Annotated in this window: 13 protein-coding genes; 6 read left to right on the forward strand and 7 right to left on the reverse strand. The window is 68.8% G+C overall.

Annotation, left to right across the window (positions count from 1 at the left end; all coding sequences use genetic code 11):
- Window positions 1-334 precede the first annotated feature (334 nt).
- From ATO6_RS12990 to ATO6_RS13000, 3 genes are all read left to right on the forward strand, one after another.
- Window positions 335-664 (forward strand): sarcosine oxidase subunit delta, encoded by a 330-nt coding sequence (locus ATO6_RS12990; protein WP_088624434.1) that lies wholly within the window; start codon window positions 335-337, stop codon window positions 662-664.
- A gap of 82 nt (window positions 665-746) precedes the next feature.
- Entirely contained in the window at window positions 747-3743 is a 2997-nt protein-coding gene (locus ATO6_RS12995) for a sarcosine oxidase subunit alpha family protein (protein ID WP_088624435.1), read from the forward strand.
- Window positions 3736-4308, forward strand: a complete 573-nt coding sequence (locus ATO6_RS13000) for a sarcosine oxidase subunit gamma (protein ID WP_088624436.1) — start codon at window positions 3736-3738, stop codon at window positions 4306-4308. Before ATO6_RS12995 ends, ATO6_RS13000 begins: the two co-directional genes overlap by 8 nt.
- Window positions 4309-4328: 20 nt before the next feature.
- Here ATO6_RS13000 and ATO6_RS13005 read toward each other — a convergent pair whose 3' ends face one another.
- The 4 genes from ATO6_RS13005 to cobS form a co-directional block, all read right to left on the reverse strand.
- Window positions 4329-5126 (reverse strand): enoyl-CoA hydratase-related protein, encoded by a 798-nt coding sequence (locus tag ATO6_RS13005; protein ID WP_088624437.1) that lies wholly within the window; start codon window positions 5124-5126, stop codon window positions 4329-4331.
- Between the two features lie 27 nt (window positions 5127-5153).
- A complete protein-coding gene (locus tag ATO6_RS13010; RefSeq protein WP_088624438.1) occupies window positions 5154-5921 on the reverse strand; it encodes an HpcH/HpaI aldolase/citrate lyase family protein in 768 nt (255 codons plus the stop codon).
- On the reverse strand, window positions 5921-7477 hold the full coding sequence (locus tag ATO6_RS13015) for an acetolactate synthase large subunit (protein ID WP_088624439.1): 1557 nt from the start codon (window positions 7475-7477) through the stop codon (window positions 5921-5923). Before ATO6_RS13015 ends, ATO6_RS13010 begins: the two co-directional genes overlap by 1 nt.
- Before the next feature lie 222 nt (window positions 7478-7699).
- Entirely contained in the window at window positions 7700-8440 is a 741-nt protein-coding gene (gene cobS / locus ATO6_RS13020) for an adenosylcobinamide-GDP ribazoletransferase (protein WP_088624440.1), read from the reverse strand.
- A 65-nt stretch (window positions 8441-8505) separates the two neighbouring features.
- Here cobS and cobT point away from each other — a divergent pair, with 65 nt between their 5' ends.
- Window positions 8506-9516: a nicotinate-nucleotide--dimethylbenzimidazole phosphoribosyltransferase gene (cobT, locus tag ATO6_RS13025; RefSeq protein WP_088624441.1), complete on the forward strand. Its 1011-nt coding sequence runs from the start codon at window positions 8506-8508 to the stop codon at window positions 9514-9516.
- 19 nt (window positions 9517-9535) lie between these two features.
- Here cobT and rpiB read toward each other — a convergent pair whose 3' ends face one another.
- Complete coding sequence (gene rpiB, locus ATO6_RS13030; RefSeq protein ID WP_088624442.1) at window positions 9536-9985, reverse strand: ribose 5-phosphate isomerase B; 450 nt, start codon at window positions 9983-9985, stop codon at window positions 9536-9538.
- Window positions 9986-10121: 136 nt separating this feature from the next.
- The gene (locus tag ATO6_RS13035; protein ID WP_088624443.1) at window positions 10122-10598 is read right to left on the reverse strand and encodes a hemerythrin domain-containing protein; all 477 of its coding nucleotides are present in this window, start codon (window positions 10596-10598) and stop codon (window positions 10122-10124) included.
- 153 nt (window positions 10599-10751) lie between these two features.
- Between ATO6_RS13035 and ATO6_RS13040 the strand changes: the two genes are divergently transcribed.
- Window positions 10752-11468 carry a GNAT family N-acetyltransferase gene (locus tag ATO6_RS13040; RefSeq protein WP_088624444.1) on the forward strand — a complete coding sequence of 239 codons (717 nt, stop codon included), beginning with the start codon at window positions 10752-10754 and terminating at the stop codon, window positions 11466-11468.
- A 3-nt stretch (window positions 11469-11471) separates the two neighbouring features.
- Here ATO6_RS13040 and ATO6_RS13045 read toward each other — a convergent pair whose 3' ends face one another.
- Window positions 11472-12347 carry a 3-hydroxybutyryl-CoA dehydrogenase gene (locus ATO6_RS13045; protein ID WP_088624445.1) on the reverse strand — a complete coding sequence of 292 codons (876 nt, stop codon included), beginning with the start codon at window positions 12345-12347 and terminating at the stop codon, window positions 11472-11474.
- Window positions 12348-12492: 145 nt separating this feature from the next.
- Here ATO6_RS13045 and ATO6_RS13050 point away from each other — a divergent pair, with 145 nt between their 5' ends.
- Entirely contained in the window at window positions 12493-13332 is an 840-nt protein-coding gene (locus ATO6_RS13050; RefSeq protein WP_088624546.1) for a DUF6473 family protein, read from the forward strand.
- Window positions 13333-13392: the final 60 nt, after the last annotated feature.

Raw genomic sequence — 13392 nt, forward strand, 5'->3', positions numbered from 1 at the left:
GCAGGGCGGGTCCTGTCCGGGGCCCGCCTTTCTCGTGCGTATGTGGCGGGCAATACGATCCACGCAAACACGGGTTTTTCGGGTGGATTGACCGTTCTTAAGGAAAAATCCGCTTCTGCCGGGAACCTTTCCGTCCCCTGCGGCGTTTCGTCCATACTGCCTGGGAAGACACTGGCCTCAGGTGCCGCCCGCACCGCACGGCCTGTCCATTTTCCCTTGTCCCTTACCTGTCCCTCAGGGCGGAGGTCTTTGCACCTCCGCCCCTTTTTTCGTGCCCGCGCCAGTGACCTCGACCGTCCGGCGCGGCTCTCTCTCATCGTGCGGAGGTCGTGACATGCTCTTGCTGGAGTGTCCCTGCTGCGGCGTGACTGCCGAGGAAACCGAGTTCCACGGCGGCGGCGAGGCGCATCTGAAGCGTTTCGGTCCCGGCAGTGCGGACGAGGAGTTCGAATCCTACCTGTTCCACCGCGAGAACCCGCGCGGGGTGCATTTCGAACGCTGGCGCCACGTGAACGGCTGCGGCAAGTGGTTCCACGCCGCCCGCTGCACCCAGACGCTCGAGGTGTTCGGCACCTATCCCGCCCAGACCACGCGCCCGCCCGAGGACCTGCTGGCGAAGATCCGCGACAAACGGCCCGGCTGGTCGTGGAGGGACTTCGCATGATCCTTCATCTTGCCCGAAATATGCTCGGGGGGTCCGGGGGGCAGACAGCCCCCCGGCTCTCCACCATCCGAGGAGCACGGACATGAGCACCCGCCTCGCAACCGGCGGTCGCCTGATCGACCGCACACGCAGCATCGAGTTCCGTTTCAACGGCCAGCGCCTGAGCGGCCATCCGGGCGACACGCTCGCCTCGGCGCTTCTCGCGGGCGATCGGCTGCTGTCGGGCCGCAGCTTCAAGTATCACCGCCCCCGAGGCCTCGTCGCCAGCGGGGCCGAGGAGCCGAACGCGCTCTTCGGGATCGGCGAGGGCGCCCGGTTCGAACCGAACCAGCGTGCCACCACGCAGGAGCTGTTCGACGGGCTGACGGCGAAAAGCCAGAACCACTGGCCCTCGCTCGAATTCGACATCGGCGCGGTCAACACCAAGCTGTCGCGCTTCTTCCCGGCGGGTTTCTACTACAAGACCTTCATGGGTCCGCGCGCCTTCTGGAAGCACGTCTACGAACCGATCATCCGCCAGTCCGCAGGCCTCGGCCAGCCGCCGAAAGAGGGCGATGCCGACCGCTACGAACACTTCTACGCCTACACCGACGTGCTGGTCGTCGGCGGCGGGATCGCGGGCCTGACGGCGGCCAAGGCAGCGGCGGACAGCGGGGCCGAGGTCCTGCTGGTCGAACAGACGGCGCACTGGGGCGGCCGCGCGCCGGTGGACGAAGACGGCGGCGAGGCCGATGTCGCGGCCCTTGTCGACGCACTGGAGGCGATGCCGAACGTCCGGATGCGTGCCCGCACCATGGGCGCGGGTGTCTACGACCACGGCTACGTGCTGGCCTACGAACGGCTGACGGACCACACGGATGCCAAGGAAGGCCCGCGCCACCGCCTGTGGCGCATCCGTGCGGGGCAGGTGATCACGGCGACCGGCGCGATCGAACGCCCGCTCAGCTTTGCGGGCAACGACGTGCCGGGCGTGATGCTGGCCTCCGCCGTGCGCGACTACGTAGTCAACTGGGCCGTCTCGCCCGGCGACCGGACCGTGGTCGTCACCAACAACGACGATGCCTACCGGACCGCCCTGGCGCTGCACAAGGCGGGCCTGTCGGTCCCGATGATCCTCGACGCCCGCGCGGGCGGCGGGGGCGCACTGGCGCAGGCCGCGCGCGAGGCAGGCATCCGGGTCGAGAACGGCAAGGGCATCGCCAAGGTGCAGGGCGGCAAGCGCGTCACCGGCGTCGCCATCTGCGCGCAGGCGGGCGAAGGCGCGGTGCTGGAGACGATCCCCTGCGACGCGGTCGCCATGTCCGGCGGCTGGTCCCCGGTCGTACACCTGTGGTCGCACTGCGGCGGCAAGCTGACGTGGGACGAGGCGCAGGCGATGTTCCGTCCCGATCCCGACCGCGCGCCGACCGGCCATGACGGCAAGCCCTTCGTGATCACCGCAGGCGCGGCCTCCGGCGCGATGCAGGCGCAGGCCGCCCGCGCCGATGCCGCCGTGGCGGGCGCAATGGCCGCCGAACGCACCGGCCGCGAAGCGAGTCGCGCTGATGCGGCGCAGCCCGCATCGAGCGACGAGCACCCGATCGAACCCGTCTGGATGATGCCGCAGGGTGCGCGCTACGACCTGCGCTCCAAGGCGTTCCTCGACTACCAGAACGACGTGAAGGTCTCCGACGTCCAGCTCGCCGCGCGCGAGGGGTTCGAGAGTGTCGAACACGCCAAGCGCTACACCACCCTCGGCATGGCGACGGATCAGGGGAAACTCAGCAACATCAACGGCCTGGCTGTGTTGTCGCAGAGCCTGTCCACCCCGATCCCGCAGGTCGGCACCACCACCTTCCGCCCGCCCTACACGCCGATCAGCATGGGCGCGATCGCGGGCGAGGCGCGGGGCGAGATCTTCCAGCCGCTGCGGCGCACCCCGATGCACCGCTGGCACGAGGATCACGGCGCGCACTGGGAGCCCGTCGGCCACTGGCGGCGGCCATATTGCTACCCGCAGGACGGTGAAAGCCACGGCGACGCCGTCGGGCGCGAGATCAACCAGACCCGCGCGCGGGTCGGGCTGCTCGACGCCTCGACGCTGGGCAAGATCGTGGTGAAGGGGCCGGATGCGGGGAAATTCCTCGACATGCTCTACACCAACATGATGTCGACGCTGAAACCGGGGAAATGCCGCTACGGCCTCATGTGCTCCGAAAACGGCTTCCTGATCGACGACGGCGTGGTCGCCCGCTGGGACGAGGACACGTTCCTCTGCCACACCACCACCGGCGGGGCGGAGCGTATCCATGCCCACATGGAGGAATGGCTCCAGACCGAATGGTGGGACTGGAAGGTCTACGTCGCCAACGTGACCGAACAATATGCCCAGATTGCCGTGGTGGGCCCCAAGGCCCGCGAGGTGATCGAAAAGCTGGGGGCCGAGGGGATGGACAGCCAGACCTTCCCGTTCATGGCGTGGGAGGATCGCGATCTGGCCGGGATCAGGGCCCGCATTTACCGCATCTCCTTCTCGGGCGAGCTCAGCTACGAGATTGCCGTGCCTGCCAGCCAGGGCCTCGCCCTGTGGGAGGCGCTGATGGACGCGGGGGCCGAGTTCGGCATCACCCCCTACGGCACCGAGGCGCTGCACGTGATGCGGGCCGAGAAGGGCTTCATCATGATCGGGGACGAGACGGACGGGACGGTGATCCCGCAGGATCTCGGCCTGAACTGGGCGATCTCGAAGAAGAAGGACGACTACCTCGGCAAACGTGCGCAGGCGCGCAGCCACATGACCGACCCCAAGCGGTGGAAGCTGGTGGGGCTGGAGACGACGGACGGGTCCGTCCTGCCGGACGGCGCCTATGCCGTGGGGCAGGGGGTCAATGCCAACGGGCAGGCGATCACCATCGGGCGCGTGACCTCGACCTACCATTCGCCGACGCTGGGGCGCGGCATCGCCATGGGGCTGGTCCTGAACGGTCCGGACCGGATGGGCGAGGTGATCGAGTTCGGCAAGATCGGCGGCGGCCGCGTGTCGGCCAAGATCGTGGACCCGGTGTTCTTCGACAAGGACGGGGAGAAACAGAATGTCTGACCATCGCACCCCCCTGGGCGGCGCGTCCCGCGACGGACGCGTCCGGGTCGAGGAGATGCCGCGCCGGGGCATGATCACCCTGCGCGGCGACCTGTCCGACGCGACCTTCGCGGGCACCGTGACGGCTCTGTCGGGCACAGGTATGCCCGGTCAGCGCAAGGTGGAACTGGCCGACGGCGGGCTGCTGGCGTGGATGTCGCCGGACGAACTGCTGCTGGTGATGCCACCCGAGGATGTCGCGGGCGCGCTCGACAGGATCGCCTCCGACCTCTCCGGTCAGCACCACCTTGCCGCCGAGGTCACCGACGCCCGCGCCGTCCTGCGCCTGTCGGGCGAGGATGCGGCGGTGCGCGAAACGCTCGGCAAGCTGATGCCGGTGGATTTCGCGCCGGGCGCCTTCGGGCCGGGCGACATCCGCCGCACGCGGCTGGCGCAGGTGCCGGCGGCGGTCTGGTGCGTGGCACCGGGCGATTTCGGGGTGATCTGCTTCCGCTCGGTGGCGGAGTATGTCTATGCCGCGCTGACGAATGCCGCGGCCGAGGGCGGGGCGGTCGGTCATTACTGACCGCCGCCCGCTGACCCGGATCAGGTGCCGGTGAAGTTCGGCTTGCGCTTTTCGACGAAGGCCTTCGCCGCGTCCTTGTGATCTGCGGTCTGGCGCGACAGCGACAGGTTGATCGCTTCGCTGTCCAGCAGTTCGCCCAGCGTCGCGCCGCTCTCGATAAGGCGGAAGTTGCGCTTCATCCGGCCCATGGCCAGCGTCGGGCCGTTGGCCAGCTGCTCGCCCAGTTCGATGGCGGTTTCCAGCGCCTTGCCCGGTTCGACCGCCTTGGTGAACAGGCCCATCTCGGCCGCTTCCTTGCCCGAGACGATCGGGGACAGCATCCAGAACGCGCGCGCCTGGCTCGGGCCAATCAGCTGCGAGGCGAAGTAGGACCCGCCGTAGTCGCCCGACAGGCCGACCTTGGCGAAGGCCGAGGTGATCTTGGCGTCATCCGCGACGATCCGGAAATCGCAGGCCAGCGCGATGCCCAGACCGGCACCGGCGGCCGCGCCTTCGACGGCGCAGATCGTCGGCTTTTCCATCTCGTGCAGATTGCGCACCGATTCCATCTTCAGCCGCAGATCCTGCGCGCTTTCCTCGATGGTGACTTCACCCGCCTTGCGCGCGGCCATGCCCTTGACGTCGCCGCCCACGCAGAAATAGCCGTCCGCGCCGGTGATCACGACGCAGCGCACCGACGGGTCGCGGCGGCTGTCGGCCATGACCTCGGTCAGGCCGGTGGTCATGTCGAGGTTCAGGGCGTTCTTCGCCTCGGGGCGGTGCATCGTGACGATGCGCAGACCGCCGCGGTCTTCGACTTTCAGGTTCGGGTTATCCATTCTCGCGTTCCTCCTTCGCGTATCTTGTCACTTGGGCCGGTAGGTCGCGGACAGCTCCCGCGCGCCCTTGGCCATCGCGCCCGCGTCGCTGCCGACCGCGACGAACAGCGCACCCAGCTCGATACAGCGGTGCGCGAAGTCTCCGGTGGTCAGGATGCCAGCGGGCACGCCGATCTTCTTGAGCCGGGCAATCGCGCCCTCGATGGCCTCGACCACCTCGGGGTGCATCTGGTCGCCCGGGTGGCCCATGCTGGCCGACAGGTCCGCGGGGCCGATGAAGACGGCGTCCACGCCGTCGACGCCCGCGATCTCTTCCAGCTTCTCCAGCGCCTCGGCGGTCTCGACCTGCACGATCAGGCAGAGCTCCTCCTCGGCGCGCAGGATGTAGTCCGGCACCTGTCCGTATTTCGAGGCACGGACCGATCCGGCCACGCCCCGGATGCCGCGTGGCGGATAGCGCATGGCGGCCACCGCCTCTTCGGCCTCTTCCTTCGTCTGGACGTAGGGCACCAGTAGGGTCGTCGCACCGATGTCGAGGAAGCGCTTGATCAGCACCTTGTCGTTCCACGCGGGGCGGACGACGGGGGCCGTCTGATGCGCGACCATGACCTGAAGCTGCGGCAGCACCGTCAGCGGGTCCGACGGCGCATGTTCCGTGTCCAGCACCAGCCAGTCGAACCCGCAGGCGCTGAGGATCTCGGTCGGGACCGTGCCGGGGAGGGCTGTCCAGAGGCCGATCTGGCACTTGCCCGATGCCAGCCCGGCCTTGAACAGGTTCTTGGGCAGATCGGCCATCAGACCAGCGCCTCGATCAGGAACGGCCCCTTGCGGGACATGGCGGTCTTGAAGAGGTCGTTGAACTGCTCCGCCGTCGACGCCGTCGCGGCCTCGACGCCCATGCCGTTCGCCAGCGACACCCAGCCGATGGCCGGATCGTCGAGGTTCAGCATCTTGTTGGCGTTCACGCCCGGCTCGCCCGCGCCGACGTTCTTCAGCTCGCCCTGAAGGATCGCGTAACGGCGGTTGGAGAAGATCACCGTGCAGGTGTCGGTCTTTTCCCGCGCCATCGTCCAGAGCGCCTGGTTGGTGTACATGGCCGAGCCGTCGGCCTGCAGGTTCACCACCTTGCGGTCCGGGCAGGCGATGGCCGCGCCGGTCGCCAGCGGCATGCCGCCGCCGATCGCGCCGCCGGTGACCTGCAGGTGGTCATGCGGCGCCGCGCCATGGGTGAAGCCGAAGAACTCGCGTCCCGAGGTGACGGACTCGTCCGCGATGATCGCGTTCTCCGGCAGGAAGCGGCCGACCGCGCAGGCGATGGCGGCCGTGGTCAGGTCGCCGGTCATCAGGTCGGGAAGCGCGGCGTCGGGGACGGAGACCTTGGCGGTGTCCGGCAGGTTCAGCGCCTGCGCCAGCAGGTCCAGCGCTCCGGGGCCGTCGTCGGAAGGATCGGCCAGCGTCATCACCTGGCAGCCCGGCGGGATCGGGGTGGTGGGCTTGTTCGGATAGGCGAAGAATGTCACCGGGGCCTTGGCGCCGATCAGGATCAGGTGCGTCGTGCCTTCGAGGAACTTCTGCGCCAGTTCGACGACATAGGGCACCCGCTCCACCGGCACCCGGCCACGGCCGCGTTCGACGCGGGCGTTGGACTGCTGCGCGATGATCCGCGCGCCGGTCGCCTCGGCGATCTGCTGGGCACGCTCGAGGGCCCCGGCGCGGAGCGCCTTGCCCGCGAGCATCAGGACCGGCTTGCCGCCGGCCTTGAGCGCATCCACGGCCTCCTTCAGGCGGTGCCCGTCCACGCGGCTCGGCGCGCGGCGGTCGGCCATGTGGATCGGCGTGTCGTCGGGCACGTCGGTCCAGGCGGCGTCGGCGGGCAGGATGACGGTGGTCACGCCGGTCGGCGCGTTCATCGCCTGCCCGATGGCATCGGCGGTGGCGCGGCTGACGTCCAGCGCACCGGCGATCCGGCGGACGTATTTCGACATCGGCCGGGCGAGGCTTTCGATGTCCGAGGTCAGCGGCGCGTCGTTCGGCAGGTGGTAGGAGGCGTGATCGCCCACCACGTTCACCATCGGCGTCGCGGCGCGGCGCGCGTTGTGCATGTTGGCCAGCGCGTTGGCGAGGCCCGGCCCGGTGTGCAGCAGCGTCGCCGCCGGGCGGTCGCTCATCCGGGCGTAGCCGTCGGCGGCACCGGTGACGACGCCTTCGAACAGGCCGAGGACGCAGCGCATGTTCTGCTTGCGGTCCAGCGCGGCCACGAAGTGCATTTCGGATGTGCCGGGGTTGGCGAAGCAGACATCCACTTCGTTCGCCAGCAACGTATCGCAGAGCAGGTCGGCCCCGTTTGTCATGCGTCTCTCCCTTTTTCCCGCGTTCTGTTGTCGCGCGGAGCCGCGGCGGGGTCCAGTCCCCATCTGACCTGCCGGTTGATAATATGGGTATGTGAACGGGATGGGGTTTGCGCCGGGCGGGGCCCGTCGCGCGGGATCGCCTGTGCCGGGCATCGAGCCCGGCACAGGCGGCCTTCGGCGGGAGTTTATCTGGCCAGATGAAGCTGGGATCCGTTCTGGCGGTCAGATGGCGAGCGCGGTGAGAATGGCGATCTCCGCGACCTGCTGGGTCGCGCCGAGGGTGTCGCCGGTCTGACCGCCGATCTTGCGCTTTGCGAGGGTGGCCGTGCCGAGGGCGGCGAGCAGTGTCAGGACGCAGGCGGCGAGGGCGCTGCGGAGGTCCAGCAGGATCAGGGCGATCGCCGCGGCAATGGCGGCGGCGATCCATGCGGGGCGCGGGCCGGGGCGGCCGACCGAGCGGCTGAGACCGTCGCGGCGGGCGTGGGGCAGGGCGGTCATGACGGCGGGCATTGCCGCGCGGGACAGCGCGCCGGCGGCGATCAGGGCGGTCCAGCCGTGACCCGCGCCGAGGATCAGCGCCAGCGCCTGCCAGCGTGCGGCCAGCGACAGGACCAGCGCCACGACGCCATAGGTGCCGATCCGGCTGTCCTTCATGATCTCCAGCCGCCGTTCGGTGGTCCAGCCGCCCCAGAAACCGTCCGCGACATCCGCCAGCCCGTCCTCATGCAATGCGCCGGTCAGGACGACGGCGGTGGCCAGCGCCACGAGTGCGGCGAGCGACGGGGGCAGGCCGAGCGACAGGGCCAGCGCGGCCGCCGTCGCCGCCAGCGCGCCGAGAACGGCACCGGCCAGCGGGAAGGCCCAGACCCCCGAGGGGACGAGAAGGGGCGCGTTCAGCGGCAGGCGGCTGAGCAGCCCGAGGGCGGCGGCGATGTCACGCGGATGAGGTCGGGAGTCTGTCATTGGCGCTTGTTCCGGCAGGTCCGTCGGTTAGACACGGCTGCGGCCCCAAGAGCAACGGAGTTCCCATGACCGACATCCGCACAGCCGACGATCTGCGCGCCGCCCTTGCCGGGGTGCCGGGGCCGGACACCGGTGCCCGCAGCGCGGCCGGGGTCCGCAACGGGCAGCTGACCAAGCCGCCGGGGGCGCTCGGACGGCTGGAGGACCTGGCGCTGTGGTATGCCGGATGGCGGGGCGATCCACGGCCCCGGATCGCGGCGCCGCAGGTGATTGTATTTGCGGGAAATCACGGCATTGCAGCGCGCGGCGTTTCGGCCTTTCCCGCGGCGGTGACCGCGCAGATGGTGGAGAACTTTCGCGCCAGTGGTGCCGCGATCAACCAGCTTTCCGAGTTGGCCGGGGCGAAGATGTCCGTTCACGCCCTCTCGCTGGACCGGCCGACCGCGGATTTCACACGCGCCCCCGCGATGACGGAAGCCGAGTTCGACGCGGCGCTGCGCACAGGGTGGGAGGCGGTCGATCCCGAGGCCGACCTGCTGGTGACCGGGGAGATGGGGATCGGCAACACGACCTCGGCCGCGGCGCTGGCACTGGCGCTCTATGGCGGTGCACCGGAGGACTGGGTCGGGCGCGGCACCGGGGTGGATGACGCGGGGCTCGCGCTCAAGGCGCAGGTGGCGCGGGAGGGGGCGGCGCTGCATGCCGGGCACGGCGACGGGCTGGAGACGCTCCGCCGCCTCGGCGGGCGCGAGATCGCAGCGATGGCGGGCGCCATGGCGCGGGCGCGGGTGGCGCGGATACCGGTGATCCTCGACGGCTTCATCTGCTGCGCGGCGGCGGCCTGCCTGCTGGAAACGGACGGCGGGGCGCTCGATCACGCCGTGGCCGGGCATGTCAGCGCTGAGGCCGCGCATCCGGCGCTGCTGGCGCGACTCGGCAAGGCGCCGCTGCTGTCGCTGGGGATGCGACTTGGCGAGGGCTCTGGCGCCGCTGTGGCGATCCAGATCCTCCGGGCGGCGGTCGCCTGTCATTCCGGCATGGCGACCTTTGCGGAGGCGGGGGTGTCGGACGGCTGAGCCCGCCCGAGGCAGGGTATCAGGCCGCAGGGCCTTCGATCATCGCGACGCGGGTGGCGTGGCGGCCGCCCTCGAATTCCGCGCCGAGGAAGGCGTCGACGATGGACAGCGCCAGTTCCTCGCCGATCACCCGCGCGCCGAGCGACAGCATGTTGGCGTCGTTGTGCTGGCGGATCATCCGGGCCGAGAAGGTGTCGAAGCAGACGCCGCAGCGGATGCCGGACACCTTGTTGGCGGCCATCATGATGCCCTGTCCCGTGCCGCAGAGCACGATGCCGAGCGCGCAGTCGCCGGACGCGACCTTCTCAGCCGCAGCCTTGCCGTGCAGGGGATAGTGGGTGCTTTCCGGGGTGACGGGGCCGATGTCCACGGCCTCCCATCCCTGCGCCTCGATATGGCGGGCGATGGTCTGGCGCATGGCGATGGCGGCGTGATCGCTGGAAAGGACGATGCGTTTGCTGGCGGTCATGGGGTCCGGGTCCGGGAAGGTTGAGCGTGCCGCCTCAATAGTGGCACCGGCGCCGGATGGCAAAGCCCGCACCGCCTTTTCGGGGGTGCGGGCGGGATTTTCCAGCCTCGGGCCGTAGCCCGGGCCGCGGAACGGGTCAGTCCTCCAGCGCGTCCTCGCGCTTTTCCTCGATCAGGCCGAGTTCCTTCTGCTTGCGGTCATGGAAACGCTTGCCGTAAGCGTCGTTCTCTTCCTGGCCGATGACTTCCTTGGCGCGGCCGAAGACCTCGTTCTCTTCTTCTTCCATGTGATGCTCGTAATCGTGCTTGAGCGTCTTGAACCGGGTGAGCCAGCCCGAGGAGGACATATCCATCTCGCGCAGTTCCTCGAGGATCTCGTCCATCTCGGCGTGCTCATGCACCGAGTGGCGGGCGGCATCCTGGCCCCAGGTCTGTTCCATCAGCTTGGAATAGAAGGTTTCTTCTTCGGCGGCGGAATGGCTCTTCACGTCGCGATAGAACTCGGTCCACGCCTGCTTGCGCTCCTCGCTGGCGCCCTCGGTCTCGGCGATCCGGTTCAGCAGCTCGCGGTGGCGGTCGTGGTCTTTCTTGATTGCATCGTAGATCGACGTCATGGCTGGCCCCTTTCATGAAAGCTGCCGGAACAACCCCTATGTGGTTTGAACGGTTCCCCGTCGGCCCATGCGCGGCAACCGTCCGGAAAGAGGCGCTTTCCGCCGCCGCCCAGTCGGGCTACGCTCGGCACGGGGAGCTTCGGAGGACGCGAGATGACGCAACACGAACGGCCGGTCGGGCCGCGTCTGGACGGGTGGACCGCACCTGCCGCACCCGACGATGTCCGGCTGGAAGGGCGCTATGCCCAGCTGGAGCGGCTGAGCGCCGAGCGCCATGCGGCCATGCTGTTCCGAGAGATGCAGGGCCACGACTGGCTTTGGGACTACCTTGCCGTCGGGCCCTTCGGCGGGACCGCGCAGTATCACCGTTGGATGCACGGGGTGGAGAGCGGCACCGATCCTCTGTTCCTCGCCATTCGCGACAAGCAGACCGAGAAATGGGGCGGGGTCGCCGCCTTCATGCGGATCGTTCCCGAGATGGGCGTGATCGAGGTCGGCAACATCAACTTCGCCCCCTGCCTGCAGCAGACCCGCGCCGCGACCGAGGCCATGGCGCTGATGATGGGCTGGGCCTTCGACGCCGGGTATCGCCGCTACGAATGGAAATGCGACAGCCTGAACCGCCCGTCGCGCCGCGCGGCGCAGCGGCTGGGGTTCAGCTATGAAGGCGTGTTCCGCAAGCACATGGTGGTCAAGGGCCGCAGCCGCGACACCGCGTGGTTCGCGGTGACCGACGACCAGTGGCCCGCGCTGAAGGAGGCGTTCGAAGTCTGGCTGTCGCCCAAGAACTTCGACGCCCACGGGCGGCAGGTGGAAAGCCTGTCGGACCTCACCCGCCTTGTCCGCGTCTCCTCCGACCCGTCGCTCTGAGCATCAGCGCGTCGGGACCGGCGTGCCGCTGCGATAGTCGTAGAACCCGCGCCCGGTCTTGCGGCCCAGCCACCCGGCCTCGACGTATTTCGTCAGCAGGGGGCAGGGGCGGTACTTGGTGTCCGCCAGCCCGTCGTGCAGGACGTTCATGATGGCGAGGCAGGTGTCGAGCCCGATGAAATCCGCCAGTTCCAGCGGCCCCATCGGATGGTTGGCCCCCAGCTTCATCGCCTGGTCGATCGAGCGGACGTTTCCGACGCCTTCGTAGAGCGTATAGACAGCCTCGTTGATCATCGGGACGAGGATGCGGTTCACGATGAAGGCCGGGAAATCCTCGGCGCTGGCGGCGGTCTTGCCGATGCGTTCGACGATGCCGAGACAGGTGTCGTAGGTCTCCGCATCGGTGGCGATGCCGCGGATCAGCTCGACCAGCTGCATCACCGGCACCGGGTTCATGAAGTGGAAGCCCATGAAGCGTTCGGGACGGTCTGTCCGGCTGGCCAGACGGGTGATCGAGATCGAAGAGGTGTTCGAGGTCAGGATCGTGTGATCCTGCAGATGCGGCAGCAGGTCGGCGAAGATCTTGTCCTTCAGCGCCTCGCGCTCGGTCGCGGCCTCGATCACCAGATCGGTCTGGCCAAGGTCGGCCAGCGTCAGGGTCGTGCTGATCCGCGACATGGCCTCGAACTTGGCGTCCTCGGCGATCAGGTTGCGCGTGACCTGACGGTCGAGGTTCTTGTCGATCAGCGCCATCGCCTTGTCGATGGCGTCTTGGCTGATGTCGGTCAGCAGGACGTCATATCCCGCCAGCGCCATCACATGCGCGATGCCGTTGCCCATCTGACCCGCGCCGATGACCCCGATCCTGTTCACGTCCATCGCCTGCCCCTTCCTAAATATGTCCGACGGACAATAGGCGGGGGCGGGGGGGCTCTGCAAGCGGACCTGACGCGCCGCGATTAGGCCGGCGGTAAGGAATTTGCGCGACAAGGGGCGCGGGTGAGACGAAATGGTGGTGGGTAGCATGACCTACGAAACGCGGCGCGTTGAGGCGCTGGATTATTTTCCGTGCCGGTACGGCACATCGCGCAACGGGTTCCGGGGACCGAAGCGGTCGATGGAGGGCGATTACATCGCCTTTCTGGGCGGCACAGATACCTACGGACGGTTCATACCGCGGCCCTTTCCGGCGCTGGTCGAGGACCGGATCGGCATGGCCTGCGTGAACTTCGGCTGGCTGAATGCTGGCGTGGACGCCTTTCTGCGGGACGACGCTGTGATGGACGCGGCGCGCGGGGCGCGGGCGGTCGTGCTGCAGGTGCCGGGCGCGCAGAACATGTCGAACCGCTATTACGCGGTGCATCCGCGCCGGAACGACAGGTTCCTCAAGGCCTCGGTCCTGATGCGCAGGGTGTTCCCGGATGCCGATTTCACCGAGTTCAACTTCACCCGCCATATGCTGACCACGCTGGCGTCGGACGCGCCGGACCGGTTCGCGATCCTCGTGGCCGAGATGCAGTTCGCTTGGATCGCGCGCGTCGGGGACCTGATCCGCCAGATCGGACGGCCCGTGGTGCTGCTGTGGTTCGCCGATCACGCGCCGGGCCCGGTGCCGCAGGGAATGCCCGCATCCGGTGAGCCGCTGTTCGTGTCGGACGAGATGATGGCGGCCCTGACGCCGCAGCCTGCCGCGCAGGTGCTCGTAAGGGCCAGCGGCGCGGCGATGGCGCGGCGGACGGACGGAATGGTCTTTGCCGCCGAAGAGGCCGCGATCGCGGCCGAAGTCATGGGCCCCGCCGCGCACCAGGAGGCCGCCGCGGCACTGGCCCCCGCCATTGAGGCGCTGATCGGCGCGCACCGATAAGAAGCGAAACGGGCCCGCGATGCGGGCCCGTTCGTGTTCATCCGTAGGGTGCGTGCTTGC

It is taken from the genome of Oceanicola sp. 22II-s10i, from assembly GCF_002210105.1.
Taxonomy (GTDB): domain Bacteria; phylum Pseudomonadota; class Alphaproteobacteria; order Rhodobacterales; family Rhodobacteraceae; genus Pseudooceanicola.